The organism is Streptomyces sp. AA1529 (assembly GCF_000280905.1).
Classification (GTDB): Bacteria; Actinomycetota; Actinomycetes; order Streptomycetales; family Streptomycetaceae; genus Streptomyces.
Genome location: NZ_ALAP01000048.1, coordinates 1 through 26,951, shown reverse-complemented (window position 1 = coordinate 26,951; position 26,951 = coordinate 1). Strand labels below are relative to the sequence as shown.

The 26,951-nt window shown below is 71.3% G+C and carries 22 protein-coding genes; 10 read left to right on the top strand and 12 right to left on the bottom strand.

The features are described 5' to 3' along the window. Window positions 1-26 precede the first annotated feature (26 nt). Window positions 27-1,841 carry a phosphomethylpyrimidine synthase ThiC gene (gene thiC / locus A949_RS0114315; RefSeq protein ID WP_019356703.1) on the bottom strand — a complete coding sequence of 605 codons (1,815 nt, stop codon included), beginning with the start codon at window positions 1,839-1,841 and terminating at the stop codon, window positions 27-29. 199 nt (window positions 1,842-2,040) lie between these two features. On the opposite strand from thiC, the gene A949_RS0114310 reads away from it, so the two are divergent. Continuing rightward, on the top strand, window positions 2,041-3,645 hold the full coding sequence (locus tag A949_RS0114310; protein ID WP_019356702.1) for a YibE/F family protein: 1,605 nt from the start codon (window positions 2,041-2,043) through the stop codon (window positions 3,643-3,645). A gap of 150 nt (window positions 3,646-3,795) precedes the next feature. Here the strand turns inward: A949_RS0114310 and A949_RS0114305 are convergent, their stop codons facing one another. After that, entirely contained in the window at window positions 3,796-4,014 is a 219-nt protein-coding gene (locus A949_RS0114305; RefSeq protein WP_019356701.1) for a DUF5326 family protein, read from the bottom strand. 185 nt (window positions 4,015-4,199) lie between these two features. After that, window positions 4,200-4,517 carry a cupin domain-containing protein gene (locus tag A949_RS0114300; protein ID WP_019356700.1) on the bottom strand — a complete coding sequence of 106 codons (318 nt, stop codon included), beginning with the start codon at window positions 4,515-4,517 and terminating at the stop codon, window positions 4,200-4,202. A gap of 48 nt (window positions 4,518-4,565) precedes the next feature. Between A949_RS0114300 and A949_RS0114295 the strand changes: the two genes are divergently transcribed. From A949_RS0114295 to A949_RS0114280, 4 genes are all read left to right on the top strand, one after another. Further along, window positions 4,566-4,937 (top strand): phage holin family protein, encoded by a 372-nt coding sequence (locus tag A949_RS0114295; RefSeq protein ID WP_019356699.1) that lies wholly within the window; start codon window positions 4,566-4,568, stop codon window positions 4,935-4,937. 4 nt (window positions 4,938-4,941) lie between these two features. Further along, on the top strand, window positions 4,942-5,436 hold the full coding sequence (locus A949_RS0114290; RefSeq protein ID WP_019356698.1) for a low molecular weight protein-tyrosine-phosphatase: 495 nt from the start codon (window positions 4,942-4,944) through the stop codon (window positions 5,434-5,436). Continuing rightward, a complete protein-coding gene (locus A949_RS0114285; RefSeq protein WP_106428814.1) occupies window positions 5,433-6,464 on the top strand; it encodes a fructosamine kinase family protein in 1,032 nt (343 codons plus the stop codon). The genes A949_RS0114290 and A949_RS0114285 overlap by 4 nt, the downstream gene beginning before the upstream one ends. Before the next feature lie 91 nt (window positions 6,465-6,555). Then, window positions 6,556-7,734, top strand: a complete 1,179-nt coding sequence (locus A949_RS0114280) for a cystathionine gamma-lyase (protein WP_019356696.1) — start codon at window positions 6,556-6,558, stop codon at window positions 7,732-7,734. 40 nt (window positions 7,735-7,774) lie between these two features. Here A949_RS0114280 and A949_RS0114275 read toward each other — a convergent pair whose 3' ends face one another. From A949_RS0114275 to A949_RS0114265, 3 genes are all read right to left on the bottom strand, one after another. Continuing rightward, window positions 7,775-8,725 (bottom strand): hypothetical protein, encoded by a 951-nt coding sequence (locus A949_RS0114275; RefSeq protein WP_019356695.1) that lies wholly within the window; start codon window positions 8,723-8,725, stop codon window positions 7,775-7,777. 285 nt (window positions 8,726-9,010) lie between these two features. Further along, window positions 9,011-10,048 carry a metallophosphoesterase gene (locus A949_RS0114270; protein ID WP_019356694.1) on the bottom strand — a complete coding sequence of 346 codons (1,038 nt, stop codon included), beginning with the start codon at window positions 10,046-10,048 and terminating at the stop codon, window positions 9,011-9,013. Between the two features lie 751 nt (window positions 10,049-10,799). Further along, entirely contained in the window at window positions 10,800-11,975 is a 1,176-nt protein-coding gene (locus A949_RS0114265) for a LacI family DNA-binding transcriptional regulator (protein WP_019356693.1), read from the bottom strand. A gap of 452 nt (window positions 11,976-12,427) precedes the next feature. Here A949_RS0114265 and hisC point away from each other — a divergent pair, with 452 nt between their 5' ends. From hisC to cydD, 4 genes are all read left to right on the top strand, one after another. Then, the gene (gene hisC, locus A949_RS0114260) at window positions 12,428-13,525 is read left to right on the top strand and encodes a histidinol-phosphate transaminase (RefSeq protein WP_019356692.1); all 1,098 of its coding nucleotides are present in this window, start codon (window positions 12,428-12,430) and stop codon (window positions 13,523-13,525) included. A gap of 220 nt (window positions 13,526-13,745) precedes the next feature. Next, the gene (locus A949_RS0114255) at window positions 13,746-15,287 is read left to right on the top strand and encodes a cytochrome ubiquinol oxidase subunit I (RefSeq protein WP_026004638.1); all 1,542 of its coding nucleotides are present in this window, start codon (window positions 13,746-13,748) and stop codon (window positions 15,285-15,287) included. 19 nt (window positions 15,288-15,306) lie between these two features. Then, window positions 15,307-16,314, top strand: a complete 1,008-nt coding sequence (gene cydB, locus A949_RS0114250) for a cytochrome d ubiquinol oxidase subunit II (protein WP_019356690.1) — start codon at window positions 15,307-15,309, stop codon at window positions 16,312-16,314. 27 nt (window positions 16,315-16,341) lie between these two features. Further along, window positions 16,342-19,902, top strand: a complete 3,561-nt coding sequence (gene cydD / locus A949_RS0114245; RefSeq protein WP_019356689.1) for a thiol reductant ABC exporter subunit CydD — start codon at window positions 16,342-16,344, stop codon at window positions 19,900-19,902. Here cydD and A949_RS38095 read toward each other — a convergent pair. The 6 genes from A949_RS38095 to A949_RS33440 form a co-directional block, all read right to left on the bottom strand. After that, window positions 19,865-20,509 carry a hypothetical protein gene (locus A949_RS38095; RefSeq protein ID WP_158687587.1) on the bottom strand — a complete coding sequence of 215 codons (645 nt, stop codon included), beginning with the start codon at window positions 20,507-20,509 and terminating at the stop codon, window positions 19,865-19,867. The two genes, cydD and A949_RS38095, sit on opposite strands and share 38 nt — an antisense overlap. Before the next feature lie 225 nt (window positions 20,510-20,734). After that, window positions 20,735-21,346, bottom strand: a complete 612-nt coding sequence (locus A949_RS0114240; RefSeq protein WP_019356688.1) for a hypothetical protein — start codon at window positions 21,344-21,346, stop codon at window positions 20,735-20,737. Then, complete coding sequence (locus A949_RS0114235) at window positions 21,336-23,711, bottom strand: hypothetical protein (protein ID WP_158687586.1); 2,376 nt, start codon at window positions 23,709-23,711, stop codon at window positions 21,336-21,338. The genes A949_RS0114240 and A949_RS0114235 overlap by 11 nt, the downstream gene beginning before the upstream one ends. 26 nt (window positions 23,712-23,737) lie before the next feature. Beyond that, window positions 23,738-24,169, bottom strand: a complete 432-nt coding sequence (locus A949_RS33445) for a type VII secretion target (protein ID WP_106428813.1) — start codon at window positions 24,167-24,169, stop codon at window positions 23,738-23,740. A gap of 505 nt (window positions 24,170-24,674) precedes the next feature. Continuing rightward, the gene (locus tag A949_RS0114225) at window positions 24,675-25,058 is read right to left on the bottom strand and encodes a VOC family protein (protein ID WP_019356685.1); all 384 of its coding nucleotides are present in this window, start codon (window positions 25,056-25,058) and stop codon (window positions 24,675-24,677) included. An 8-nt stretch (window positions 25,059-25,066) separates the two neighbouring features. Further along, window positions 25,067-25,933, bottom strand: a complete 867-nt coding sequence (locus A949_RS33440) for an EamA family transporter (protein WP_106428816.1) — start codon at window positions 25,931-25,933, stop codon at window positions 25,067-25,069. A 260-nt stretch (window positions 25,934-26,193) separates the two neighbouring features. Here A949_RS33440 and A949_RS0114215 point away from each other — a divergent pair. Further along, window positions 26,194-26,951 (top strand): LysR family transcriptional regulator (locus A949_RS0114215; RefSeq protein ID WP_019356683.1); only part of this gene is annotated, 758 nt, incomplete at its 3' end.

Genomic DNA, 26,951 nt, shown 5'->3' with positions numbered 1-26,951 from the left:
GCCCCCGCTCTACCGGTGCACGGGCCTCACGGGGCCATCGGCAGATACACCCGGTTGCCCGCCTCGGCGAACTCGCGGGACTTCTCCGCCATCCCCGCCTCGACCTCCTCCATCGTCGCGCCGTGCCGCTCGCGGATCTCCTGGGAGATCTTCATGCTGCAGAACTTCGGGCCGCACATGGAGCAGAAGTGCGCGGTCTTGGCCGGTTCGGCCGGCAGCGTCTCGTCGTGGAACGAGCGGGCCGTGTCCGGGTCGAGGGCCAGATTGAACTGGTCCTCCCAGCGGAACTCGAACCTGGCGTCGGAGAGCGCGTCGTCCCAGTCCTGCGCCCCCGGGTGGCCCTTGGCCACGTCCGCGGCATGGGCGGCGATCTTGTAGGTGATCACGCCCGTCTTGACGTCGTCCCGGTCCGGCAGCCCCAGGTGCTCCTTGGGAGTGACGTAGCAGAGCATCGCGGTGCCCCACCAGCCGATCATCGCCGCGCCGATGCCGCTGGTGATGTGGTCGTAGGCGGGCGCGATGTCCGTCGTCAGCGGACCCAGCGTGTAGAACGGGGCCTCCTCGCAGACCTCCTGCTGGCGGTCCACGTTCTCCTTGATCTTGTGCATCGGCACATGGCCGGGGCCCTCGATCATGGTCTGCACGTCGTGCGCCTTGGCGATCCGGTTGAGCTCGCCCAGTGTGTCCAACTCGGCCATCTGCGCGGTGTCGTTGGCATCCGCGATCGACCCCGGCCGCAGCCCGTCGCCCAGCGAGAACGTCACGTCGTAGGAGCGCAGGATCTCGCACAGTTCGCTGAAGTGCTCGTACAGGAAGCTCTCCCGGTGGTGCGCCAGACACCACGCGGCCATGATCGAGCCGCCGCGGGAGACGATGCCGGTCTTGCGGCGCGCCGTCAGCGGGACATAGCGCAGCAGCACCCCGGCGTGCACCGTCATGTAGTCGACGCCCTGCTCGCACTGCTCGACGACGGTGTCCTTGTAGACCTCCCAGGACAGCTCCTCGGCCTTGCCGTCCACCTTCTCCAGCGCCTGGTACAGCGGCACCGTGCCGATGGGGACGGGGGAGTTGCGCAGCACCCACTCGCGGGTGGTGTGGATGTTGCGGCCGGTCGAGAGGTCCATGACGGTGTCGGTGCCCCACCGGGTCGCCCACGTCATCTTCTCGACCTCCTCCTCGATGGAGGAGGTGACGGCGGAGTTGCCGATGTTGGCGTTCACCTTCACCAGGAAGTTCTTCCCGATGATCATCGGTTCGGTCTCCGGGTGGTTCACGTTGGCGGGCAGCACGGCCCGCCCCGCGGCGATCTCGTCCCGGACGAACTCGGGGCTGCGGTTCTCGCGGAGGGCGACGTACTCCATCTCCGCGGTGATCTCGCCCCGCTTCGCGTAGCCGAGCTGGGTGACGGCCGCGCCGTTCCGGCCGCGGCGCGGCTGGCGCGGGCGGCCCGGGAAGACCGCGTCGAGGCCCGCCAGATCGTCGGCGCCGCCGCTGACGACTCCGCCGCGTGGGCTGGTGTGCTTGCGGCCGTCGTCCTCGGGCCGCAGTGCGCGGCCCGCGTACTCCTCGGTGTCCCCCCTCTGGATGATCCAGTTCTCGCGCAGCGGCGCCAGGCCGCGGCGCACATCGGTGTCGATCTCGGGGTCGGTGTACGGCCCGGACGTGTCGTAGAGCGTCACGTCCCTGCCGTTGGTGAGGTGCACCCGTCGGACGGGGACCCGGATGTCCGGGCGCGATCCCTGCAGATATCCCTTGTGCGAGCCGAGCGCCTTCCCGGCCGCTTCGGCGTTCTCCGCCGGTTCGGCGTTCTCGGCGCGCGCGTGTGCATCCTGCGTGGTCATGAGACCCACTCCCTACGCCGGCATTACCCGGTAACAGGTTCGGCGGTCGGCGCAGCCGGTTCCGTGGTCCCTTCCACGGAGGTCAGCGCCCTCTCAGCCCCGTGCTCGGAGCTCCCGCGATGTGCAAAGGCGCCTCTACGCTAACGGCACACGGCCCGGACTGAACACCCCGCCCGGCCGTTCTTGCGATGATCTGGCGGTGACCCACACCGACCCCGCCGTCCCCGCACCCGAACCCGGCCGTGCCCCCGGGCCCGGCCCCGGGCCCGGCCATGCGCCCGCTCCTGGCCACGGGCCCGGCCACGACCAGGGCCTCGGGCACACCCACGGCCAGGGCCGCGGACACGGCCATGGGCGCGCGCAGAGCCACGGGCACGGCCACGGGCACGGGCCCGCCGAGCCGGTCTCCCGCCATCTGCGGAAGGTCATCGCGGCGGTACTGGTGCCGTTCGCGGCGGCCGTGCTGGCCGGGCTGGTGGTGCTGTGGCCAGGGGGCGTCCCGGGGCACCAGCACGACCATTCGGGGGTCGGCTTCGACCGGCCCACCTTCACCGCCAAGGTCGTGGAACTGGCCGAGGTGGACTGCGGCAAGGCCAACGTCCGGCAGCCGTCCGGCTCCTCGGGCGGCGGTTCCGCCGGGCAGGGCGGCGGCGAGCAGGGCGGTGAGGACGGGGCGCACGAGCCGTGCCGGAAGGCCACCGTCGAGATCACCGAGGGCAAGGACAAGGGGCACACCTTCACCGAGGTCGTCCCGCCCGACGCCACCCGCAGCTACTCCGTGGGGCAGGGCGTCGTCGTCGCCTACGCCGAGAAGGCGCCGCGCGATCTCCAGTACAGCGTCGTCGACACCGACCGCGATCTGCCGATGGTGCTGCTGGCCGGCCTCTTCGCGTTCGTGGTGGTGCTCGTGGGGCGGCTGCGCGGAGTGCTGGCGCTGGTGGGGCTGGTCATCAGCTTCGCCGTGCTGACGCTGTTCATCCTGCCCGCGATACTGCAGGGTTCCAATCCGCTGGTGGTCGCGGTGGTCGGCGGGAGCGCCATCATGCTGGCCACGCTGTACCTGTGCCACGGCCTGTCGGCCCGCACCTCGGTCGCGGTGCTGGGCACCCTGGTGTCGCTGCTGCTGATCGGGGTGCTGGGCTCGTTGTTCATCGGCTGGGCCGGGCTGACCGGCAACACCGACGACCAGACCGGTCTGGTGCACGGGCTCTACCCCGGTATCGAGATCCGCGGGCTGCTGCTGGCGGGGGTGCTGATCGGTTCGCTCGGCGTGCTCGACGACGTGACGGTCACCCAGACCTCGGCCGTCTGGGAACTCAAGGACGCCGATCCCGGGGCCAGTCGGCGCCGGATCTACCGGGCCGCCATGCGGATCGGCCGCGACCACATCGCGTCCGTCGTCAACACCCTGGTGCTGGCCTACGCGGGGGCGGCGCTGCCGCTGCTGCTGCTGTTCTCGATCGCGCGCAGCGACGTGACGACGGTCGCCACCAGCGAGGTGGTCGCCGAGGAGATCATCCGCACGCTGGTCGGCTCCATCGGACTCGTCGCGTCGGTGCCGGTCACGACGCTGCTGGCCGCGCTCGTCGTCTCGGCGGACCGCGGGCGGCCCGAGGCGGCGGAAGCGGCCGGCCGTGCCGCCGGGGACGCGCCGCCGCGCGTACCCGCACCGGGGTCCGGCGTCCCGGTGTCCGGCGCGCCCGGCGAACCGGTGTCCGGCGCCGCCGCGTCCGGCGGCCGGCCCGCGCCGGCCCGCGGCGCCGGGGTCACCGGCGGCCGGGGGAGGCGGCGGAAGCCGAAGTGAGCCGGGGCCGACCGCGGACCCGGCCCCGGACGGGGGTCAGGGTCCGCACCCGGCGGCTCCGCCGCTCCCGCACGGCCGTCGCCGTGGGCCCACCGCGGGACGCCGCGGGCCCCATCGCCCACCGCGGGGTGCGCCCGGTGCGGGCGGGGTTCACCAGCCGCTGCCCGAGGAGCCGCCGCCCTTGAAGTGGCGGACGAGGTAGACGACACCGCCGACCAGGGCGACGAAGATCAGCACCTTGAACAGCAGGCCGATCAGGAAGCCCACCAGGCTGGCGATCAGGCCGCCGAAGACGACCAGCGCGATCACTGGTATGACGATCCACGTGACCCACCACGGCAGGCCGGCAAGGGTGCCTTTCGCGTCCATGACTGTCTGCTCCGTCTCTGAGAGTTGGCGAGGGCTCTTCGCACCCTCTGCCCTCGATGCTAGAGCGGGCGGTGGGCCGATGGGCCGCTGCGGGCCCCTGTCCTCCCCTGAATCCGACCCTGAGTCGACCCTGAAGAACCGGCTCGGCCCCGGTGGGACCGGATCGGCCCGCTCGCGGGGGCCGCTCAGCTCTCGGGAGGCGAGAAGACCACCAGGACCCGCAGGTCCTCCGAGATGTGGTGGAACTTGTGCGTCACCCCGGCCGGTACATAGACCACGCTGCCCCGCGCCACCTGCGTCGTCTCGTCCCCGACGGTGATCGAGCCGCGGCCGCTGACGACGAAGTACACCTCGTCCTGGGCGTGCGGCTGCTGCCGGTCGACGGCACCCGCGTCCAGCGCGTACAGGCCGGCCGACATGTTGCGCTCGTGCAGGAACCGGAGGTACGCACCGTCGTTCACGGCGCGCTCCGCCTCCAGCTCCTCCAGCCGGAATGCCTTCACCGCTGTCCCCTCTCCCTGGCCTGGCGGCTGTTCTGCGACGATCTGAGTATGAACTTCCTCATCAAGACGCTGGCCAACGCGGCGGCTCTGGCCGTGGCGACCTGGCTGCTCAGCGATATCGAGCTGACCGGTGGTTCCTCAGGTGAGAAGGCGCTGACGCTGCTCGTCGTCGCCCTGATCTTCGGCGTCGTCAACGTCGTGGTCAAGCCGCTCGTGAAGCTGCTCTCGCTGCCGCTGCTGGTGCTCACACTCGGGCTCTTCACGCTGGTGATCAACGCCCTGATGCTCATGCTGACCTCCTGGGTCGCGGACAAGCTCGACGTGAGCTTCCACGTGGACGGGTTCGGCACCGCGTTCCTCGGCGGCCTGATCATCTCGGTCGTCTCCTGGGCGCTGAACATGGCACTGGACCGGGACTGACGGGATGTACCGCGTCTGCTTCGTCTGCACCGGCAACATCTGCCGCTCCCCGATGGCCGAGGCCGTCTTCCGCGCCCGGGTGCGGGAGGCGGGACTGGAGGGTCTGGTCGAGACCGGCAGCGCGGGCACCGGGAGCTGGCACCTCGGTGACGCCGCCGATCCCCGTACGAGCGACGTGCTGGAGGCCGCCGGGTATCCCCTCAGCCACACGGCACGGCTGTTCGAACCGGACTGGTTCGACCGGCACGATCTCGTCGTCGCCCTCGACGAGGGGCACGCCGCGGAGCTGCGGGCGATGGCCCGCAACCCGGCCGAGGCCGCCACGGTGCGGCTGCTGCGCTCCTACGACCCGGACAGCGGTCCGGACGGGCTGAGCGTGCCCGACCCCTACTACGGAGGCGCGCGCGGCTTCGCCAGGTGCCTGGCGATGGTGGAGGCCGCCGTCCCCGGACTGCTGTCGGAGGTCGCCGCCGCCGTCGGGGCCCGGGAGGCGGGTTGACGGCCGCGGCGGGCGCGGGTGGCGGGAGCGCCGCCCCGCCACCGCCGCGCCCGGTGGCCCGTACGGCCGAGCTGCTGGGCCGCCGGGCCGTCCGGGCCGTCCCGGTCGGCGGCGGCTCGATCTGCGACGCCTACCAGGTGGTGCTCGCCCCACGAGCAGAGCGCCCGGCCCCGGGCGACAGGGGGCACGGGAGCGCGCCCCGGGAACCCGCGGGCGCCGCTTCCCGGGCCACCCCCGACGCCGCCGCCGGCTCCGCCGGCTCCGCCACCACCGTCTTCGCCAAGGCGCTGGACGCCGCCCCCGCCGACTTCTTCGCCGCCGAGGCCGCCGGACTGGCCCGGCTGCGCGCCACCGGGACGGTCCCGGTGCCGGAGGTGTACGCCGCCGAGCGGGACGTGCTCGTCCTGCAGTGGATCGAGCCGAGGGCGCCCGAACGGGCGGCGGCCGAGCGGCTGGGCCGGGAACTCGCGGCGCTGCACGGGACGGCGGCGCCGTCCTGGGGCACTCCCGGGCAGCCCTGCTACCTCGGGCCGCTGCCGCTGACCTCGCCGCCCCGGCCCACCGCCGATCCGGCCGCCTGGCCCGGCTTCCACGCCGAGCACCGGCTGCTGCCGCTGCTGCGCGCCGCCGTGGACAGCGGCCGCATCGGCCCGCGGGAAGCGCGGGACGTCGAGCGGGTGTGCGACCGGCTCGACGACGAAGCGGTGGCGGGCCCTCCGCAGCCGCCCGCTGTCATCCACGGCGACCTGTGGTCCGGCAACGTGCACTGGACGGCGGACGGCCGGGCCGTGCTGATCGACCCGGCGGCCCAGGGCGGCCATCCGGAGACGGACCTGGCGATGCTCGAACTGTTCGGCTGCCCCGAACTGCCGGTGCTGCTCGCCGCGTACGAGGAGGTCCGTCCACTGCCCGGCCGCCGGGCCCGGGTCCCGCTGCACCAACTCCAGCACCTCCTGGTCCATGCCGTGCTCTTCGGCGGCGGATACGGTGCTGAGAGCGGCGCGGCGGCCCGCGCGGCGCTCGGCTGACCCGCCCGGTGCGGGCGGTGCCCGCCGGCCGCCGACCGCTCCGGGCGGGAACCGACCGCGGCCCGCCGTGTCGCGCGACAGAGAGGCAGCCATGACCGCTTCGGACGATCCGCCCTTCACCGGCCCGCATCTCGACTACGGCCCGGCGAACGACGCCGACGGCACCCGGGTGGTCCGCGCCGGACTGCCCGCCGAGGAGCCGTACGAGCCGCCCCTGCCGGGGCCGGTCTTCGCCGCCCACTACCACCTGCCCGGCGAGGTGGAGGGCGCACCGTACGCCTACGGCCGGGACGCCAACCCCACCTGGACCCAGCTGGAGCAGGCGCTCGCCGAACTGGAGGCGCCCGGCGACCCGGACGCCGAGGTGGTCGTCTTCTCGTCCGGCATGGGCGCGATCTCCGCGGTGCTGCTCTCGCAGCTCCGCCCGGGCCGGACGGTGGTGCTGCCCTCGGACGGCTACAACCTGCTGTCCGCGCTGCACGAGCGGCTGGAGAACTTCGGTGTCCAGGTGCGCACCGCTCCCACCGGCGGCGACGGGCAGCTCGCCGAACTGGAGGGGGCCGATCTGCTGTGGCTGGAGACGCCCTCCAACCCGGGGCTGGACGTGTGCGACATCCGCAAGCTGGCCGCGGCCGCGCACGAGGGCGGTGCGCTGGTGGCAGTGGACAACACCCTCGCCACCCCCCTCGGGCAGCGCCCCCTGCTGCTGGGCGCCGACATCTCGGTGGCCAGCGGCACCAAGGCGCTCACCGGGCACGGCGACGTCCTGCTGGGCTATGTGGCCACCCGCAACCCGGACATCGCGGCGGCGGTACGCGGCTGGCGCAAGACGGTCGGCGCGATCCCGGGGCCGATGGAGGCGTGGCTGGCGCACCGGTCGCTGGCGACCCTCGACGTCCGCACCCAGCGCCAGGCCGGCAACGCGCTGGCCGTGGCCGAGGCGCTGGCGGTCCGGCCCGAGGTGCGGGACGTGCGCCACCCGGGGCTGCCGCAGGACCCCTCGCACCAGTTGGCCGCCCGGCAGATGAGCCGCTATGGCTGCGTCGTCTCCTTCACCCTGTCCGACCAGGCGTTCGCCAACCGCTTCCTGGGCCGGCTGCGCCTGGTGAACGACGCCACCAGTTTCGGCGGGGTCCGTTCCACGGCCGAGCGCCGGGGCCGCTGGGGCGGGGACGCGGTACCGGAGGGCTTCGTGCGGCTGTCGGTCGGTGTGGAGGACAGCGTCGACCTGGTGACGGACATCCGGCGGGCCCTGGACCAGGCGGGCTGAGCGGCCGTCCGCCGGCGCGGACCGCCGCGGGCGGACCGGCTCAGCCCGAGGTCTCCGGGCCGCCGTACTCGGGGCTCGAGTAGTCCGGGCTGCTGAAGCGGGGCCGGGAGTACTTCTCGTCCGACTCCGAGGAGGGCCGGCTGGAGAACCCGGGGTGCGAGTAGCCGAGCGGACTGCCGGGCTGCTGTGGCACGTAGGCGGCCGGAGCCTGCCGCGGACCGTCCGGATCGGCCAGCGCCTCCCGCAGGAACGGCACGATGCCCCGCTCCAGCAGCGCCTCCCGCCAGGCGGAGCGGGCCAGCGCCACCTCCTCGGTCAGCTGGCCGGCGCCCGGATCGGCGCCGGTCCCGCCGCCGGCCGCCCGGATCGAACTGGCGCCGTTGCGCAGCGCCGTGAGCAGCAGACCGGCCATGGCCACCAGGATCCCGGCCGCGGCGAAGGCCGCGAACACCCAGCCGGCGCTGCGGATCGGCCCGGCCACGGCAGGCTCCGGGGAGAGCATCCGCAGCGCGTAGCCGAGCAGCAGGAAGATGACGGCTGCGGTGGCCGCCAGCACGGGGGCGAGGACGGAGACGACCGCCATCAGCCCGGCGCCGGACGCCTCGGCGAGGCTCTCGCCGCCCATCGCGCCCACCAGCCGCTCCCCGACGCTGCCGGCGCCCTGGCCGGGGTCGCGCACCTCGGCAGCGGCGCCGTCGGAGCCGCCCTGCGCGGGTCCGCCCGCGACGGGGGCGCCCGCGACGGACGGGGCGTTTTCCGGGCGGCGCAGCTCCTCGCGGAGCCGGACGAACTGCTGGTACTCCGCCTCGGCGCAGGCGGCTATCGCGGTGGCGGCGCTGAGCGCCATCGTGCGCAACTGCTCGGCGTTCAGCCGTTGGCCGATCGCCGCGAGGTCGGGGCGTCGGTGAGCGGTTCGCAGTGCCTCGTCGAGGACCCGCTCGAACTCGGGTCGGTCCTCGCGCAGCAGGTGCGGAGCGCTGTTCATGTGCATCCCCCGATGCTCCGTAGGGCCCAGGCGGCCGGTCGAGGGCGGGGCAGGTCAGCAGGCGGACAACTCGGGACGGCAAGCCCTGATGGTAGAGCTGTTCCCGCGTCGCGTGACAGACACTTTCCAGAATTGACCCGCTACAGCGACGCCCCCCAGCCGATCACTTCTGGAAAAAACCTGCCCGGATATCCGCGCGTGAATCAGCGGGGGTGTGGAACCGCGCTCCGCGCGCCCCGTCGATCCGGCCTCCGCGCCCCCGGCGGGGAGCCCGGACCGACGGGGTGCGGTTCACTGCACCAGCGGGAGCTGGGCGATGAGCAGCTTGCCGGCCATGGTGACGCCGCCGTCCATGGCGACGGCCAGCCCGTCGGCGTACACATGCGGTCCGGTGACGTCCGGCCCGCTCTCGCCGTCCTCGCTGTCGACCTCGCCCAGCAGATACGGGATCGGGCTGTGTCCGTGCACGATCCGGGTGCCGCCGAAGGTGTCCAGCAGTTCCCGCACGGCCGCCGGCCCGGCGGTCTCCTCGCGGAAGGCGAACCGCTTGGTGAACTTGCGGAACAGTTCCCAGGTCTCCTCGGCGTCGTTGCGCTGGAGGGCCTCGGTGATCGCGTCGTTGACGGCCTCGATGGTGTCGCCGTAGTCGAGGTAGCAGCTCGCGTCGGAGTGCACCAGCAGATGGCTGTCGGCCAGCGCGATGGCGTCCAGCCGGGACATCCACTGCAGATGGTGGTCGGCGAGCCGCTCCATGTCGCTGCGCTGGCCGCCGTTGAGCAGCCACGCCGCCTGGAACGAGGCCGTGCCGGCGCCGGAGTTGACCGGCGTGTCCCCGAACCGCTTCGCGCCCAGCAGCAGCAGCTCGTGGTTGCCCATCAGCGCCTTGCAGTAGCCGCCGACGGCCGCGGCCTCCGCGGAGAGCTGCATGACCAGCTCGATGACGCCGATGCCGTCCGGGCCGCGGTCGGTGAAGTCGCCCAGGAACCACAGCCGGGCGTTGCCCGCGATCCAGTGGCCGTCCGCGTCGATGATGCCGAACTGACGGAGCGCGGTGCGCAGTTCGTCGAGGTAGCCGTGCACGTCCCCGACGACGTAGAGCGGGCCGTCCCCGTCGTTGACCGCGCCCGCCGGAACGGGCACGTCCACCATCGTCGGCTCCGGGCCGCCGGCCGCCGCGGCGGCGGTCCCCAGCACGGGCAGATCCCGTTCGGTCGGTGTGTACTCCTCGGGCATCCCGTCCCTGCCGCCCGCCGCCGTCCCGGTGGCCGCGGCACCGGTCCCGGCAGCCGTGGCCACCGCCGGAGCCGACGGCGCGGGTCCGTCCGCCACGGGTTCCTCCGGTACCCGTCCGCCGGGAGCGGCGCCGTCCGGCGCGGAGCCCGCGGGCCGCGCCGGACGGCGCCGGAATGCCCGCCTCCGGTCGGCCCGCCGCCGGCATGTCCGCCGCCCCGGCGTCCGCCGCCCGGCCGCCTGCCGCCGCGCGCGGCGCAGCCGGGACCATCGGTGCGCGGGGATCCGTGCGCGCTGCGTCCGCCGCCCCGGCCGACCGCGGATCGCGCGGTCCCCCGGGCCCCTCGGACCGGGGGACCGCGGACAGCGTCTGGGCGGTCCCCTCGCCGTGTGTTGTCTCCCCGCCGTGCCATACGTCGGGTCCCTGACCGGCCCCCTGAGTCATCGACCCCTCCACCATCGCGCCGCCGCCGTGCACCGCAGGACCTCCCCCTTCCGTGGGCCCCATCCGCTGGTCTGTCGGCCGGGGTTTCGCCCCAGGCCGGGAGCCGGTCCCGGTGTCGTCCTCCCCCGGCTTCGGCCGGGTGCACCCAATCATAGGAACGCTGGTCGCGGCTTGTGACGCACCTGGGGGCGCGCATTTGACGAGGTGGCCGGGCCGAGGGGGAATTCCTCCTGAATTCTCCGCTGTCGTACCCTACGAAATCCGTCACCGGATCCCCCCGGAGACCCGCCCGGCCGCGCCGCGCGGCCCCGCCGGGCCGCACAACGCTCCGCGTCCCGGGGCGTACCGGGCCCCGTACCCCGGCCGTTCGGCTTCCGCGCCGGGGTCCGAACGGCCGGAGCGTGCTCAGTCGGCCGCGGGCGTACGGGGGGCGCTGACCGTCGTGCGGGCGCTGCCGCGCCGGGAGGATGCGCGGACGATCAGCTCGGTCGGCATCACCCGTTGGACGGGGCGGGCCGGAGCGAGGCCCTCGATGGCGTCGATCAGCAGCTGGACGACGGTGTTGCCGATCCGCCGGGGCTTCAGGGACAGGGTGGTGACGGAGGGCGCCGTGGTGGCGTAGGCGGGGGACTCGCTGCAGCACACCAGCAGCAGGTCCTCCGGTACCCGCAGTCCGTAGCGGCGGGCCGCGGCCAGCAGGTCGGTGCCGTTCGGGTCGAAGAGTCCGTACACCGCGTCGGGGCGGTCCGGTCTGGCGAGCAGCCGGTCGGCGGCGACGGCTCCGGCGCACGGGTCGTGCGCGGGGTAGCGCTCGTAGACCGGTTCCTGGCCGACCCGCTCGCACCAGTCCAGGTACGCGGTGGTCGACAGCCGGGTGTAGGTGTCGGTGCTGGTGCCGGTCAGCAGCCCGATGCGGCGGGCGCCGGATTCGGCGAGGTGGTCGAGGATGTCCCGGACGGCCGCCTCGTGGTCGTTGTCCACCCAGGTGGTCACCGGGAGGGAGTCGCTGGGGCGGCCGTCGGAGACGACGGGCAGTCCGGAGCGGAGCAGCTCGCTGACGATCGGGTCCTGCGCCGAGGGGTCCACGACGACGGTCCCGTCCAGCGCGACGTTGGACCAGACGTCCGGGGCACCCGCCTCCGCGGGCCCGCGCCGGGCCGGTGCGGGCAGGATCACCAGTGCGTAGCCGCGGGCCAGCGCGGCCGAGGTGGCGGCCCGGGCCATCTCGGCGAAGTAGGCGAACTCCGTGAAGGTGAACGGTTCTTCGCCGTATGTCGTCACCGTCAGGCCGATCAGCCCCGACTTGCCCGTGCGCAGCGTGCGTGCGGCGGCCGACGGGCGGTAGCCCAGCCGCTCTGCGACCTCGCGGACGTGGCTGCGCGTCGCGTCCGGGAGGCGGCCCTTGCCGTTGAGGGCGTCGGAGACAGTCGTGATGGAGACACCGGCTGCGGCGGCGACATCTCTGATGCCCGCCCGTCCCTTCGACCGGGCCCCGCCGCGTGGGGGAGGGCACCTCCCGGCCCCGGGCAGGGGCGCTGCGGCCGGTGTCCGGCCCGCCTGATGCTTCTCTGCTGCTGTCATGGCGAGCCGATGTTAGGCCCGGACAGGGCAGCCGGTGGGGCGGTCGCCGAGCGGTGCCGAGGCGGGGCGCTGTTGCCCGCCCCTTTCCCCGGCGAGTGGGGAAACCCCAGCTCGGAACGGGCGGCTCCGGGGCGTGCCCGGCCGCCGAAAGCGCGCTGTTCCAGGGCGTGGGCGGGGATGAGAGCCACTCTCAACTCACCTTCACGAGTGACGCGCGCTACCGCGCTCGCCACCAGCGCGCGCGTTTTCCGGCGCACGCAGGCGTGTAGGGGGGAGTGCGACAACTTCGAGCGCCCCCAGCCGTCCCGGAGCTTCCCGCGAGCGAACCGGTCGGGGACGGGATCACCTGGGGAGCTACGCCGTGCGGGTGAATCCTCTTAAGGTGAGGAGTATTGGCGCAGCGCGCCGGCGGAGCCGAGGGTGACGACGGAGGAGGAGCAGCGGTGAGTGACATGAGCGAGCGGAGCCCGGGAGGCCCCCGGCTGCGGGAGGCGCTGGAGGGCATCCCCAGCTACAAGCCGGGGCGCCCGGCCGCCGCCGGTGGTCCCGTCTCCTACAAGCTGTCGTCGAACGAGAACCCCTACCCGCCGCTGCCCGGGGTGCTGGAGTCGGTCTCCGCGGCGGCCGCCTCCGTCAACCGCTACCCCGACATGGCCTGCACGGAGCTGTACGCGGAGCTGGCCGAGCGGTTCGCGGTGCCCGCCGCGCACCTGGCCACCGGAACCGGTTCGGTCGGTGTGGCCCAGCAGCTCCTCCAGACGACGGCCGGCCCCGGCGACGAGGTGATCTACGCCTGGCGCTCCTTCGAGGCGTACCCGATCATCACCCAGATCTCCGGCGCGACCTCGGTCCGGGTGCCGCTGACCGGGGGCGCGGAGCGGGAGGCGCACGACCTGGACGCGATGGCGGACGCGATCACGGAGCGCACCCGCCTGATCTTCGTCTGCAACCCGAACAATCCCACGGGCGCCGCCATCCCCCGCGCCGACCTGGAGCGCTTCCTGGACCGGGTGCCCGGCGACGTGCTGGTGGTGCTGGACGAGGCGTACCGCGAGTTCGTCCGCGACGAGCGGGTGGTCGACGGACTGGAGCTGTACCGCGACCGGCCGAACGTGTGCGTGCTGCGGACGTTCTCCAAGGCCTACGGCCTGGCCGGGCTGCGGGTGGGCTTCGCGGTGGCGCACGAGCCGGTGGCCGCCGCGCTGCGCAAGACCGCGGTGCCGTTCGGGGTGAGCCAGCTCGCACAGGAGGCGGCGATCGCCTCGCTGCGCAGCGAGGAGGCGCTGCTGGAGCGGGTGGAGGCGCTTGTGAAAGAGCGCACACATGTGCTGGCCGAGCTGCGTGCGCAGGGCTGGACGGTGCCGGAGTCGCAGGCGAACTTCGTCTGGCTGCGGCTGGGGGAGCGGACCGCCGAGTTCGCGGAGCGCGCCGAGGAGGCCGGGGTCACCGTGCGCCCGTTCCCCGGCGAGGGGGTGCGGGTCTCCCTCGGGGAGCCCGCGGCCAACGCCATCTTCCTGCAGGTCGCGGCGGCTTTCCGGAAAGAGGTGTAGCCGGTCGCCGGGCACCGCTCCGCCGTGCGGAGCGGTGGCCGGCGGCGGTGGCCGGGCGGGTTCCCGAGGTGCGGGGCCCGCCCGGCCTCGTTTTGGGCATGCCTTCACGGCGAGTGGGGGGCCCGGTGACATGTCCGGAATGGGGCCGTCGTACGCTGGCCTTGTGAATGTGAACGCATTCACGAATGCGCTCAGGCGCGTGCCTGAAGGAGAGAGCAACGTGGACCTTGCGTTGGCGCCGGAGACACTGGCGCGCTGGCAGTTCGGCATCACGACCGTCTACCACTTCCTCTTCGTGCCCCTCACCATCTCGCTGGCCACCTTCACGGCGGTGCTCCAGACCGCGTGGGTGCGCACGAACAAGGAGAAGTACCTCAAGGCGACCCGCTTCTGGGGCAAGCTCTTCCTGATCAACATCGCCATGGGCGTGGTCACCGGCATCGTCCAGGAGTTCCAGTTCGGGATGAACTGGTCCGCCTACTCCCGCTTCGTCGGCGACATCTTCGGCGCACCGCTGGCCTTCGAGGCACTGATCGCGTTCTTCATGGAGTCCACCTTCATCGGACTGTGGATCTTCGGCCGCGACAAGCTCCCGAAGAAACTGCACCTGGCGACGATCTGGCTGGTCGCCCTCGGCACCATCGCCTCCGCGTACTTCATCCTGGCCGCGAACTCCTGGATGCAGCACCCGGTCGGCTACCGGATCAACGAGCAGAACGGCCGCGCGGAGATGACCGACTTCTTCGGCATCCTGTTCCAGAACACCGCGCTCGCGCAGTTCTTCCACACCATGACCGCGGCCTTCCTCACCGGCGCGGCCTTCATGGTCGGTATCGCCGCCTACCACCTGCTGCGCAAGCGGCACATCGCCGTGATGCGCAGCTCCCTGCGGCTCGGCCTGGTCACCCTGGTGGCCGCCGGACTGCTGACCGCCGTCAGCGGCGACCGGCTCGGCAAGATCATGTACGAGCAGCAGCCGATGAAGATGGCCTCCGCCGAGGCGCTGTGGGAGACCCAGGCGCCGGCACCCTTCTCCGTCTTCTCCTACGGCGACGTCGAGAAGGGGCACAACAAGGTCGCCATCGAGATCCCCGGCGTCCTCTCCTTCCTCGCACACGACAACTTCTACGAGGCCGTCCCCGGGATCAACGACACCAACGCGCAGCTCAGGGAGAAGTTCAAGGACAGCACCGGGCTGGACGACTACCGGCCCAACATCCCCGTCGCCTACTGGTCCTTCCGCTGGATGATCGGCTTCGGGATGTCCTCGCTCGCCCTCGGCGCCGCCGGCCTCTACCTCACCCGGCGCCGGTTCTGGCTGGCCGAGCGGCTGCGCACCGGCGAGGACGAGGTGCCGCGGCTCGCCCTGACCAAGGACCGCGAACTGGGCACCCGGTTGGGCACCTGGTACTGGCGGCTGTCCGTCCTCACCCTCGGCTTCCCGCTGATCGCCAACGCCTGGGGCTGGATCTTCACCGAGACCGGCCGCCAGCCCTGGGTCGTCTACGGCGTGCTGCCCACCTCCGCCGCCGTCTCCCCCAGCGTCTCCCAGGGCGAGGTCCTCATCTCGCTGATCTCCTTCACCGCGCTGTACGCGCTGCTGGCCGTCATCGAGGTCCGGCTGCTGGTCAAGTACGTCAAGGCCGGGCCGCCCGAGCTGACCGAGGCCGACCTCAACCCGCCCACCCGGATCGGCGGCGGCAGCGGCGGCGCCGACGCCGACTCCGACTCCGACGACCGGCCCATGGCCTTCTCGTACTGACAGACAGGGGCGCTGCGCAATGGAACTCCACGACGTCTGGTTCGTCCTCATCGCCGTCCTGTGGATCGGCTACTTCTTCCTGGAGGGCTTCGACTTCGGAGTCGGCATCCTCACCAAGCTGCTCGCCCGGAACCGGGCCGAGCGGCGGGTACTGATCAACACCATCGGGCCCGTCTGGGACGGCAACGAGGTGTGGCTGCTCACCGCGGGCGGCGCCACCTTCGCCGCGTTCCCCGAGTGGTACGCCACCCTCTTCTCCGGCTTCTACCTGCCGCTGCTGATCATCCTGCTCTGCCTCATCGTGCGCGGCGTCGCCTTCGAGTACCGCGCCAAGCGGGAGGAGGAGCGCTGGCAGCGCAACTGGGAGCACGCCATCTTCTGGACCTCCCTGATCACCGCGTTCCTGTGGGGAGTGGCCTTCGCCAACATCGTGCGCGGGGTGCGGATCGACGCGGACATGGAGTACGTCGGCGACCTGGCCGACCTGCTCAACCCCTACGCGCTGCTGGGCGGCCTGGTCACCCTCACCCTCTTCACCTTCCACGGGGCCGTCTTCACCGCGCTCAAGACCGCCGGCGACATCCGCACCCGCGCCCGCCGCACCGCGACCGGCGCGGGCGCCACCGCCGCCGTGCTCGCACTCGGCTTCCTGCTGTGGACCCAGGCCCACCGGGGCGACACCGCCTCGCTGGCCGCCCTGCTGGTGGCCGCCGCCGCACTGGTCGCCGCACTCGCCACCAACCTCGCCGGCCGCGAGGGCTGGGCCTTCACCTGCTCCGGGCTGGCGATCGTCGCCGCGGTGGCGATGCTCTTCCTGTCCCTGTTCCCGAACGTCATGCCCTCGACGCTGAACGAGCAGTGGAGCCTGACCGTCAGCAACGCCTCCTCCACCCCGTACACCCTGAAGATCATGACCTGGTGCGCGGCCCTGGCCACCCCCGTCGTCCTGCTCTACCAGGGCTGGACCTACTGGGTGTTCCGCAAGCGCATCGGAACCCAGCACCTCGCCCCCTCCGGCGGACACTGAACCGCACCACGGGAAGGAGAAGCGACGATGAAGCCCGTCGATCCGCGGCTGCTGCGGTACGCCCGCGCCACCCGGCTGTTCCTCGCCGCCTCGGTCGCCCTCGGGCTGGCCGGCGCCGGGCTCGTCGTCGCCCAGGCCGTGCTGCTCGCGGACGTGGTCGTCGGCGCCTACCGGAACGGAAACCTCGAACAGGGCGCGCTGCTCCTGCTCGCCGCCGTCTCCCTGGCCCGGGGCCTGGTCTCCTGGCTGACCGAACTGGCCGCGCACCGGTCCGGGGCCGCCGTCAAGTCCGAGCTGCGGCAGCGGCTGCTGGAGCGGGCCACCGCGCTCGGGCCCGGCTACCTCACCACGCAGCGCACCGGCGAACTGACCACGCTCGCCACCCGCGGCGTCGACGCGCTCGACGACTACTTCGCCCGCTACCTGCCGCAACTCGGCCTCGCCGTCGTGGTGCCCGCCGCCGTACTGGCCCGCATCGGCACCGCCGACTGGATCTCGGCAGCGCTCATCGTCGGCACCCTGCCGCTCATCCCGCTCTTCATGGCGCTCATCGGCTGGGCCACACAGTCGCGCACGAACCGCCAGTGGAAGCTGCTCACCCGGCTCTCCGGCCACTTCCTCGACGTCGTCGCCGGGCTGCCGACCCTGAAGGTCTTCGGCCGCGCCAAGGCCCAGGCCGACAACATCCGCACCATCACCGCCGACTACCGCCGCGCCACCCTGCGCACCCTGCGGCTGGCGTTCCTCTCCTCCTTCGCACTGGAACTGCTGGCCACGATCTCCGTCGCGCTCGTCGCCGTCAGCATCGGCACCCGCCTCGTGCACGGCGACCTCGACCTGCACACCGGGCTCATGGTGCTGATCCTCGCCCCGGAGGCCTACCTGCCGCTGCGCCAGGTAGGTACCCACTACCACGCAGCCGCCGAAGGACTGGCGGCGGCGGAGTCGGTCTTCGAGGTGCTGGAGCGGCCGATGCCGCCCTCCGGCACGGCCCGCGTGGACGTCTCCGGTGCCGCCGTGACGCTGGAGGGGGTCGCCGTACGGCACGAGGGGCGCGCGGGGCGGTCGCTGCCACCGACGGACCTGGTGCTGCACCCCGGCGAGACGGTTGCCCTCACCGGCCCCTCGGGAGGGGGCAAGTCCACCCTGCTGTCGGTGCTGCTGGGCTTCACGCCTCCCACCGAGGGCCGGGTGCTGGTGGGCGGCGTGCCGCTCGCCGAGCTGAACCTCGCCGCCTGGCACCGGCAGATCGCCTGGGTGCCCCAGCACCCGTACCTCTTCGCCGGGTCGGTTGCGGACAACGTCCGTCTGGCACGGCCCGACGCCGGTGCGGCAGCCGTCGCCCGGGCGCTCGCCGACGCCGGGGCGCCGGATCTCGACCCGGCACTGGAGCTGGGGGAGTCGGGGACGGGCCTCTCCGCAGGACAGCGCCGCCGCGTCGCCCTCGCCCGCGCCTTTCTCGCCGACCGCCCGCTGGTGCTGCTGGACGAGCCGACGGCCGCGCTGGACGGGGCGACCGAAGCCGCCGTACTGGCCGCCGTACGACGGCTGACCAAGGGCAAGACCGTGGTCCTGGTGACCCACAGGCCGGCGTTGTCGGCAGCGGCGGACCGGGTGTTCGAGCTGCCCGGCGACGCGGCGACGCTGCGGGCCGCCGCGACCGTCTCGGAGCTGCCCGCGGTCCGGGGCGGCAGCGGGCACGCGCCCGGCCCGAGAGCGGGAGAGGGCCGAGGCAGCCCGCAGACCCCCACCGACGCCCGCCTCTCACCGGCGGTCGGCGCCGCCCCCATCCGAAACCCCCTCACCCGCGTCCGCGAAGCGGCCCACGGCCTGCACCGCAAGTTCGCCCTCGCCCTCGCCCTGGGCGCCCTCGCGGCGGCCGCGGCGACAGGGCTGATGGCGACCTCGGGCTGGCTGATCTCACGCGCCGCCCAGCAGCCGCCGATCCTCTATCTCATGGTGGCGGTCACCGCGACCCGGGCATTCGGCATCGGCCGAGCCGTCTTCCGTTACGCGGAACGCCTCGTCTCGCACGATGCCGCCCTGCGCGTCCTCGCGGAGCTCCGCGTCACCGTCTACCGGCGACTGGAGCGCCTGGCCCCGGCGGGCCTGCGGAACCGGGCGCGCGGCGACCTGCTCACCCGCCTGGTCTCGGACGTGGACGCGCTCCAGGACTACTTCCTGCGCTGGCTGCTCCCGGCCACCGTCGCCGGAACGGTCAGCGTGGCGGCGGTCGTCTTCGCCGCCTGGCTGCTGCCCGCCGCCGGGGCGGCCCTCGCGGTGGGCCTGGCGGTGGCGGGCATCGCGGTACCCGCGCTCACAGCGGCCCTCTCCCGGCGTACGGAGCGCCGACTGGCCCCCGCGCGGGCCCGGTTGGCGGTCCGCACGCTGGACCTGCTCACCGGTACCGCGTCCGGTGAACTGCCGGTCACCGGTGCGCTCGCGGCCCGCCGCGGCGAGGTGACCGAGGCGGACACGGAACTGACCGGGATCGCGGCGCGCTCGGCGTCCGGCACCGCGCTGGCATCCGGGCTGAGCACCCTGGCCGCCGGTCTGACCGTGACGGCAGCGGCATGGGCGGGTGCGCGCGCCACCACGGCCGGTGGGCTGGACGGGCTCCTCCTGGCCACGGTCGTCCTCACCCCGCTCGCCGTGTTCGAGGTGGTGACGCCGCTTCCCCAGGCTGTGCAGTTCCGGCAGCGGGTGCGGCGCTCGGCGGAGCGGGTGTACGAGGTACTGGACGCGCCCGCGCCGGTCCAGGAACCCGAACACCCCGAACCGCTGCCCGCCGACCCGTTCCCCCTCCGCGTCCGCGAACTGACCGTCCGCTATCCGGACACCCTGACCGGGGCGCCGCCGGCCCTCGCCGGATTCGATCTGGAACTGACACCGGGCCGCCGGGTGGCCGTCGTCGGCGCTTCGGGCTCCGGCAAGACGACCCTCGCCAACGCGCTGCTCCGCTTCGTGGACCCACAGGCGGGCACCTACACCTTCGGCCCGGACCCGGCCGTCGCCGCGCTCGACGCGGCAACCGACACCGTCCGACGGCAGATCGGCCTCTGCGCCCAGGACGCCCACCTGTTCGACAGCTCGCTGCGGGAGAACCTGCGGCTGGCCAAGCCGTCCGCGACCGAACCCCAACTGCACGCGGCACTCGCCGCCGCCCGTCTGGACGACTGGGTGGCGACCCTCCCACGCGGCCTGGACACCCTGGTCGGCGAGTACGGTGCCCAGCTCTCCGGCGGCCAGCGGCAACGCCTCGCGCTGGCCCGGGCCCTCCTCGCCGACTTCCCCGTCCTCGTGCTGGACGAGCCCGCCGAGCACCTGGACCTGCCCACGGCCGACGCGCTGACCGCCGACCTGCTGGCTGCCACGGAGGGCCGCACGACTGTCCTGATCACCCACCGCCTCCAGGGGCTGGCCGCGGTGGACGAGATCGTCGTGCTGGACCACGGCCGCGTGGTCGAACGCGGCACCTATGAGCAACTGGTCTACGCGGGAGGCCCGTTCGCGGCGATGCTGACCCGCGAACGCGAGGTCGAGCTCGTGTCTATCGGGGGGCCACCTCGTCCGGGTCGGGGTAGGTGATCTTGTTCGTGCACTGCATGTGGGGGACGAATTTTTTCGCTGCTGCGATCAGCAGCTTGACGCGTGAGTTGTTGCTGAGGTGGAGATCATCGTAGAGAGGGAATTTGAGTGTGTGATCGTCCTCGTATTTCTTACCGCCCGGGTTGAGGCAGAGAACGACGAGGGAGCCGGAATACTCCCCGTTGTTTGTTGACGGGCGCCATTCCGTGGATTTTCCATTCCGTGGACTTACGAAATACCACTCGGCGTAGAGGCTCAACAGGCTTGAGATTTGTTTGTCCTTCTCCAGAGGGATGAGGCGGCACAACACCTTCAACGCGGACGTATTGTGTGCGTCCGGTTGCCGGAGATATGTGGCGGCTTCTCGGTAGCTGTCAGTTTTACCGGCGTGGACTCGCGTTTTCTTCGCTTCCTCGCGCATCTGTTTGTCGAAGATTCCGCCACAGGCTTGTCCCAGTTGTGTTTCGGGAAGTGTGTTGTCGGCTGTGTCGGAATCCGCTGAGCAGGCTGCGGTCCCGAGGGTGAGAAGCAGAGCGCACCCGAGTGCAGCCGCACGAGTCGGTTTAGTCGCCATCGCCTTGATCGCCTTGGGTGTCGCCGTCGCCATATCGCGATTCCATCCGGGCAGCTCTCTCTTCGTTCCAGCGGTTGCCCTTGTCAATGCCGAGGGTATTTTGATAGATTTCCAGCCATTTCATCACCCGCTGCTGGCTGACGGTGAGGAAATCACGCTTCGATTGGCAGCCAGCGACAGCGCCTCGCGCCGGTCCGGGCCCTCCGGACGACCCGTTTGCGGCGATGCTGACCCGCGAGCGCGAAGGCGGGCTCTTGTCTATCGGGGGGCTACCTCGTCCGGGTCGGGGTAGGTGATCTTGTTGGTGCACTGCATGTGGGGGACGAATTTTTTCGCTGCTGCGATCAGCAGCTTGGCGCGTGAGTTGTTGCTGAGGTGGAGCTCGTCGAAAAGAGAGAGCTCGGCCGAGGGGTGCTCCTTGAATTCCCGACCACCCGGCTTGGGGCAGAGGATGACGAGCGAGCCGGAAAACTGCCCGCCGTTGGTTGATGAGCGCCATTCCGTGGACTTTCCATTCCGTGGCTTTGTGGCCTCCCACTCGGCGTAGATGCTCACCAAGCTCGAGATTTGTTTGTCCTTCTCCAGCGGAGTGATGCGGCACAATTTCTTCGACGCGAATAGGGTGTGTTCGTCCGGCCGCACAAGGTCTGCGGCGGATTCCTGGTAACTTTCGGTCTTGACGGCGTGGACTCGCGGGTTCTTCGCTTCCTTTTTCATCTGCTGGGTGAAGATTCCACCACAAGCCTGATCCAGGGGCGTTTCTTTCAGAAGGTTTTCGGATTTATCCGAGTCCGCAGAGCAGGCTGCGGTGCCCAGGACGAGAAACAGCGCCGCCCCGAGCGCAGCCGCGCGAGTCGGCTCAGTCGCCATCGGCTTGGTCCCCCTGTGTGTCGCCACCGTTGTAATGCATTTCCATTCGGAAAATCCTGTCATCGTTCCAATCGGAATCCTCGGGTATTCCGTGAGCCTTCCGGTAGATCACCAACCAATCCGCTACTCTCCGGTGGCTGATCCTGAGGAAATCTTCTTTGTCCTGTATGGCTTCTTCGTTGTATTTCTTGGTTTCCTCCTTCCGCTGTTCCAGGACCTGTTTGTCTATTTGGTTGTTGAAATGCGTTTCAAGTGCACCGCTCGCGGCGCCGCTGAGGAGTGGGACGCCGAAGGAGGCGTAGGAGGGCACGTTATCTCCCCCGAGGGGCAGTTCGACGGTGCCCTTGACGGCTCCGACTCCCTGGCTCACGGCGTATTTCTTCCAGGCGGCTGCCGCAATGAGATCGGCACGTTTGTCCGTACTCTTTCCGTCGGCCTCGCTCTGGATGGCATCGACGCGCGCGTGGTCGAGGGCACCCTGGCTTTTCGCGCCTGTCTCCAGGAGGATGTTCAGCTCTCTGTCGGGGTCCGGGTGTGCCTTCATCGCACTGATCACATACTGGTCCTGGGCGGCGGAGAGGATCTCGTAGCCGCCCGGCTGCTTGCCCACCTCCCGCAGGAACGCCATGGCGTCCATGTTGGGCACCGTTGACATGTGCCCGGGGCCGCGGTTGCCGAAGGCGGCGTCGCGCAGGTCCTGACCGTCTTCCCGGTCTCCGAAGTTGGCCACGCCTCTGTTCAGGTCGTCGATGTAGCCGGCGCCCATCTTCGCCGTGCTGTTGGTGAGGCCGGGTTTGTCGGAGACCAGATCGGGATGGTCGGCGACCTCCTTGATCACTTGGCTCATCACGTTGGCGCTGTCGGCGGTACGGTGCAGGCCGTCTTCCGGGGAGTCCCAGGGCCGGTTCAGGGCGGCGGCTTCGAGGGCGTGGCCGAGTTCGTCGTAGCCGTAGCTTCGGTCGTTGTCTCCCAGACCGGGGCCGCCGGCGGGCCAGTCGCGCTTGCGGAGCAGATAGTCGAGGTCCGCGTTCGGCTCGGGCGTGCCGTCGAAATTGCGCTTGCCACTGTGGAAGAGGTCCTGTGCCGCTTCCGGGTTGTGGCCCAGTGCCTCCATGTAACCCGCCATGGGGTCCATGCCTTCGTCGCTGCCCCTGCCGTAGTTGAGGAAGGAGTCGTATTCGTGCGGTGGTTTGCCCTGCCACAGTTCCTGCGGGCTGCCGCCCTGGCTGCGTTCGAAGTCGATCAGACCCGGTACGTGCTTCTTGCTGCCCCCGCTCCCCTCGTCGAAGCCCTTTCCGTAGTCGTGCAGGAAGTCCTTGTCCCACTCTCCGGAACGCATGAGGCTGCTCATGAGCTGGAAGCCGCGGACGCTGCGGGGGGCACTGCCGGCCTCCGCGTAGTACTCGCCGGGGGCGATCACATGGTGGGTGTTGGCGAAACGCTTGGGACCGAGCCTGATGACGTCTTTCTTCCACTGGTGCATCGCGGGGCTGTCCACATGTGATGCCGTGGCCAAGGTGGTACTGAGGGACTTCTGGAAGTCACGTGTCGCTGCGAAACGTTCCTTTCCGGGTTTGTCGATCCCGGCCACACTCTCCCAGAGCCGCAGTGTGCCCTTCGCCTTGAGCCGGGTCGCGAAGCGCTCGGCGAAGTAGGGGTCGCCTTCGTGCTGGGCGAGTTTGTCGGCCATCTTCTGCACGGCCTCGGCGCTCGGGCGGTTTCCACCGTTCTCGTATGCGGAGGCCAGGTGGGTCAGCGCGTCAGCGTCCTTGCGGGCCTGTTTCCGCTGCTGATTGGCGTCGGACATGCTGGTGACGCCGTCGCTGTCGAAGCCCTTGGCCCGGCCGTTGTGGTCGTTGGACAGCGCCCAGTGCAGCGTCTCGTCGGCCGCAGTCGCGTGCTCCAATACCCTCGCGATGTAGTCGTTGTGGGCCTTGACGATTTCCTTGTACCGCTTGGCCTGTGGCCCGATATCTTCCGGTTCCAGGTCATCGAGGTTCTTGGGCTTGTAGTGGACGGTGCCCTTGGAGTCGATGTCGAGGTTCTTGTCCTCCCCCACCTCTTCGACGCGCCTCTTGAGTTTCTTGCGCCACTTGTTGAGCGATTTGTAAGCGCTGTCCAGGAACTCCCAGGTGTCCTCGGCCTCTCCGATGGCTTCATCGATCTGGCGCGTGACGCTTCCCAGCGATTTCAGCGCCGCGTCGGCTGTTTCGCCCTCCATGTCGGAGTTCTGCAGCCCCTTCGCCACCTGTCGATGGAACTGGGTCCGCACCTCCCGGTAGTTGCCCGGAACCTTGTGCCATTTCTGCACTGCTTCTTTCAGCGGTTTGAGATCGGCGTGCAGCAGTGAGTGGTATGAAACCACGTTTCCCCCCTCCGGAAGTAGCAGCGTCAGTTCTGGTGGGCTTTGGCTCCCAGCCTGTCCATGTCCTGCTTCCGTTTGTGGTCCGTGGTGTCGAAGGTGACGGCCGCTTTCCGGAGCGCATCGGCGAGTCCGTCCCGCAGCATCCACTTCACGTGCCGCACCTGGCCCTCCCAGCGTTGCTCGAACGTTGCGAAAGCACCGGCACTCTTGAAGCCGGACAAGCCGGACTTCACCTCACCTGTTTCTTTTATCGCCATGTTGTCGGCCTTGCCGAAGCTCTTGGCGACTTCTTGTGCGTCACCGGCTCGCTTTCGCAGGAGCTTCGAGGTGATGTGGAGTTTGGTGCCGCGTCCGTGGGCCTCTGTGTTGTATCCGGCCAGTTGCATGGCGGCGTCGTCCCGAGGTTTGCGCTCTTGCGCGTCTGTCTTGAGTCGGGACCATTCCTCGGCGAAGTTCATGGACAACCCCCCTGTTGTGTCGAGCATGTCAACTGAATGTCATGTGACGCTAAGTTAGCAAGGTGATGCTGTGTGCAAGGGGTGTGTCTTCATGAGATCTGCGCCTATTGGTCACAAGTGGGAGGAATGGGCACCGCACTCTCCGGCAGCAGCGCACACGGCATCCCGGGCTGGACATGTCGAGTCGGGGGAGCGCCGAAACGGGGTGATCACGGGATGGTGTGGGCCGGTGGCAGTTCGTACTCGTTGCCGACGCGAGGCGGAGCTGCGTAGGGGAGTGGCTGACCATGGCCCGGTCCGTGCGGCATGCCGTGGACACGTCTGGCCCTGCGTTCCCGCTCCGCCTTGCCGGCGAAGCGGACGAAGGCGGGCGCGCCGCTCGGCACCGTGCGTTGGTGCGAGCTCCGCGCCGGCACTCGCAGGCTGAGCGCCGCCCGTCTGGCGAGGCATCGCCTACCGGTTGAGGCACCAGCCACCGGCTGATCGTCGGGCGTCGGACAGTGGGCTAGCCGGCGGCCGGGCCCCTCTCCGCCGCGCTGCGCTCCACGCAGAACTCGTTGCCCTCGGGGTCGGCGAGCGTCGCCCAGCCCCTGCCGTCCGCGGTGCGGTGGTCGGCCACCAGCGTGGCGCCCAGCGCCAGGATCCGCTCGACATCCTCCTCCCGGGTGCGGTCCTGCGGCTGGAGATCGAGATGGACCCGGTTCTTGACCGTCTTGGCTTCTTCGACGGTCACGAACAGCAGCGCCGCGCCGGGCGCCGTCACCAGCGCCTCGGGGTCGCCCGGATGGTCGTCGTCGGCCAGGGTGCCCTCCAGCACCGCGGCCCAGAACAGGCCTTGGCGGTAGGCGTCGTGGCAGTCGAAGGTGAGGTGGCGCACGAGGGAAGACATACGGAGCACTATCGGCCGGGCCGCTCCGCCGGTCCACCGCGTTTCTCCACCACCGTCGGACCCGCGCCGCGGGGATGCGCCTCGGTGCTGACCGCGACCGTGTTGGCGGCCACGATCACCAGGACGGCGGCCCAGGAGAGCGCCGGAAGCTGCTGGCCCAGCGCCACCAGCCCGATCAGCGCCGCCGAGACCGGGTTGACGCTCATGAAGACCCCGAAGAAGTGTGCCGGGACCCGGCGCAGGGCCATCAGGTCGGACAGGAACGGGACGGCGGAGGACAGCACCCCGGCGGCCAGGGCGCAGGACACGGCGGCGAGCGTGGGCCGGTGGTGCAGCAGCACACCGATCCCGAGCGGCAGATACAGCGCTCCGGAGACCAGCGCCGCGGCGGCCGAGCCCTGCGCCCCGGGCAGCCGCTCCCCCACCGTGCGGTTGAGCAGGATGTAGCAGCCCCAGCAGACCGCCGCCAGTAGCGCGAGCGCGATGCCGAGGTAGTCGGTGCTCGGCGCGGGCCGCACCAGCACGACGACGGCCGCCGCGGCGGCCCCGGCACAGCCCAGATGCAGCCGCCGCCGCGAGCCGGCCAGCGCCACGGTCAGCGGGCCGAGGAACTCCAGCGTCACCGCCAGGCCGAGCCCGATCCGGTCGATCGCCGCGTACAGCGACAGGTTCATCGCGGCGAACACCACGGCCAGGCCGAGCACCGGCCGCCACTGCGCGGCGGTGAAGGACCGCAGCCGCGGCCGGCCGGCGGCCAGCAGCAGTACGGCGGCCACCCACTGGCGTACCGCCACCACGCCGACCGGGCCGAGGGTCGGGAAGGCGAGCGAGGCGAGGGCCGCACCGGACTGGTTGGAGACGCTGCTGCACAGCATCAGCGCCAGTCCGGACAGCCGGCCGCGGCCGTGGTGGGAGACGCCGGGCACGTCGGCTGTGCCGGCTGCGTCGGGTGTGCCGGTCGCATCGAGCACGCCGGGTGCGGGTGCGGGGGCGTCGGTGAGTGGTGCGGGTGCGGGTGTGGGTGTGCCGGGTGTCGGGTGCGCGCGGGGTGCGGAGGACCGTGCCATGACCGCACTGTCGTCCGCCGCCATGCATACGCAAAATGCATCGCAGCGGCCATCGATACGCTGTACGTATGCAGAACGCGTCAGGGCCGGAACTGGAGCTGCGCCAGCTGCGCTGCCTGGTCACCATCGTCGACACCGGGAGCTTCACCGACGCCGCCCTCGAACTGGGTGTCTCGCAGGCCTCGGTCAGCCGCACCCTGCGCTCCCTGGAACAGCTCCTCGGCGTCCGGCTGCTGCACCGCACGAGCCGCACCGTCTCCACCACGACCGCCGGAGTGGAGGTCCTGGTCCGCGCCCGCCAGCTGCTCGCCGAGGCCGACAACCTGGTCCGCGCGGCCACCGCCGGGCGCACCCGTCTCCGCCTCGGGCACGCCTGGTCCTCCGCGGGCCGGCACACAGCGGAGTTCCAGCGCCGCTGGGCCGAGCGCCACCCCGGCATCGAGTTGCAGCTGATCCGCCACAACAGTCCGACGGGCGGACTGGCCGAAGGGGCGTGCGACCTCGCCCTGGTGCGCACCGCCGTCGACCGGCACCGCTACGCGCACGCGGTCCTCGGGCACGAGCGCCGCGTCCTCGCCATGGCCTCCGACGACCCCTGGGCCAGGCGCCGCAGCATCCGCCTCGACGAGGCGCGGCAGCGCACCGTCGTCGTGGACCGGCGCACCGGCAGCACCACCCTCGAACTGTGGCCCGCGGAGTCGCGCCCGGCCATCGAGTACACCCACGACATCGACGACTGGCTCGCCGCCATCGCCACCGGGCGCTGCGTCGGCATCACCCCCGAGGCCACCAGCACCCAGTACCGCCGCGTCGGCATCGCCTACCG

Bases quoted from the DNA above. Each gene is read 5' to 3' on its own strand.
- thiC (WP_019356703.1), bottom strand. From the start codon at position 1,841: ATGACCACGCAGGATGCACACGCGCGCGCCGAGAACGCCGAACCGGCG.
- A949_RS0114305 (WP_019356701.1), bottom strand. From the start codon at position 4,014: ATGGACGCGAAAGGCACCCTTGCCGGCCTGCCGTGGTGGGTCACGTGG.
- A949_RS0114295 (WP_019356699.1), top strand. From the start codon at position 4,566: ATGAACTTCCTCATCAAGACGCTGGCCAACGCGGCGGCTCTGGCCGTG.
- A949_RS0114290 (WP_019356698.1), top strand. From the start codon at position 4,942: ATGTACCGCGTCTGCTTCGTCTGCACCGGCAACATCTGCCGCTCCCCG.
- A949_RS0114280 (WP_019356696.1), top strand. From the start codon at position 6,556: ATGACCGCTTCGGACGATCCGCCCTTCACCGGCCCGCATCTCGACTAC.
- A949_RS0114275 (WP_019356695.1), bottom strand. From the start codon at position 8,725: ATGCACATGAACAGCGCTCCGCACCTGCTGCGCGAGGACCGACCCGAG.
- A949_RS0114265 (WP_019356693.1), bottom strand. From the start codon at position 11,975: ATGACAGCAGCAGAGAAGCATCAGGCGGGCCGGACACCGGCCGCAGCG.
- hisC (WP_019356692.1), top strand. From the start codon at position 12,428: ATGAGCGAGCGGAGCCCGGGAGGCCCCCGGCTGCGGGAGGCGCTGGAG.
- cydB (WP_019356690.1), top strand. From the start codon at position 15,307: ATGGAACTCCACGACGTCTGGTTCGTCCTCATCGCCGTCCTGTGGATC.
- cydD (WP_019356689.1), top strand. From the start codon at position 16,342: ATGAAGCCCGTCGATCCGCGGCTGCTGCGGTACGCCCGCGCCACCCGG.
- A949_RS38095 (WP_158687587.1), bottom strand. From the start codon at position 20,509: ATGGCGACGGCGACACCCAAGGCGATCAAGGCGATGGCGACTAAACCG.
- A949_RS0114240 (WP_019356688.1), bottom strand. From the start codon at position 21,346: ATGGCGACTGAGCCGACTCGCGCGGCTGCGCTCGGGGCGGCGCTGTTT.
- A949_RS33445 (WP_106428813.1), bottom strand. From the start codon at position 24,169: ATGAACTTCGCCGAGGAATGGTCCCGACTCAAGACAGACGCGCAAGAG.
- A949_RS0114225 (WP_019356685.1), bottom strand. From the start codon at position 25,058: ATGTCTTCCCTCGTGCGCCACCTCACCTTCGACTGCCACGACGCCTAC.
- A949_RS33440 (WP_106428816.1), bottom strand. From the start codon at position 25,933: ATGCTGTGCAGCAGCGTCTCCAACCAGTCCGGTGCGGCCCTCGCCTCG.